This is a genomic window from Serratia odorifera (assembly GCF_041448735.1).
Classification (GTDB): Bacteria; Pseudomonadota; Gammaproteobacteria; order Enterobacterales; family Enterobacteriaceae; genus Serratia_F; species Serratia_F odorifera.
The window spans coordinates 1-1,150 of record NZ_JBGMUT010000033.1; the positions used below are offsets into that span (position 1 = coordinate 1).

Genomic DNA, 1,150 nt, shown 5'->3' on the forward strand with positions numbered 1-1,150 from the left:
GAATTGTTCCTTTGATTTTTTTAGAAAGAACTTCGCTGCATCTTCGGTTTGTTTTAAATATAAATCAATACTACTTCTTTCACATAGTTGGTCGTATTCTTCTTGAGAAAGTACTGCAATATTCACCTCTATTTTTTTATTTGTTGCCGTTTCAATGATTACATCATACCAATAGTAATTCGGTTTTCCTGGGATTTGTATATCTTGTAGAGAAACATTAAACGTTGCCCCCTCTTCTGTCATATGTTTGAGGACTAGTTCTGGGTTTTTAAACGCTTCTCTAGCAGAGAGCACTCCCCCAGTTGTAGTAGTTGCATATTGTAAATCCATTTTAATTTTCCACCTTTCTCCATATAAAAAAAGGCAAGCGACACCCACTGTAAAAACAGCGTGTGTCGCTTGCCTTAATTTCATATGTTCTGATTTGATTGTAGTTTTTATTATATGTTCAAACGCTATTCTAACACCTTAAATAATAAAAATCAATAAAATTGTATAAAAGTATATAAAAAATAAACGATTAATATAATTCAACAAACTTTCGTCTTTTCGGATGTATGTTATTTGCAGTACGTGCCATGATCTGTTCATCTGCGTCAATAGTAACACCTTCATTTTGAAGGGATAGCAGTAATACGTTGTCATAAGTGTCCATTAAAAGTATATCTCTAGCCTTGTTGCGCTTTGGATAAATCACAACAAGTGGCACCCCCTCATCGCCTTCTCTTCTTGAAAACACAACGTCGTCTAATCTAGCAATCATTCGGTAATCATTTTCATTCCCAAAAATAAAGAAGAAATCTTGCATAGCATCTTTATCTCTCCTATACGTTCGTCTAAGACCACCATCTATTGTTTCCTTAAATGTTTGAACTTTTTCAACAAATGCGTAGCGCCAATCAGCATCTCCTACTGTACGTTGAGATAAAGGCAAAAGAATATCTTGTTCAAAGTTTTGATTATCATCTATTCCTAGAATGATATCTGAAATAACATCTCCAGCTTCTTTCAAAGAGCAGATGTATATATTTAGATTTGGTAGATTCATTAAAAGTTCATGATACTCACGCATAGAAAATAAGAGATTTTTCATGCGTACGTATGGTGGTTCTGCATCTTCCGCAAGGAACATCGATTTATCATACATAAC

General features: G+C 34.0%; 2 protein-coding genes. Both read right to left on the reverse strand.

Annotated elements, in window-relative coordinates:
* A partial coding sequence (locus ACCC84_RS23795) for a hypothetical protein (protein WP_371902413.1) occupies positions 1-330 on the reverse strand: 330 nt, incomplete at its 3' end.
* A gap of 190 nt (positions 331-520) precedes the next feature.
* Positions 521-1,150, reverse strand: a 630-nt coding sequence (locus tag ACCC84_RS23800; RefSeq protein WP_371902414.1) for a hypothetical protein, incomplete at its 5' end; no start/stop codon positions are given.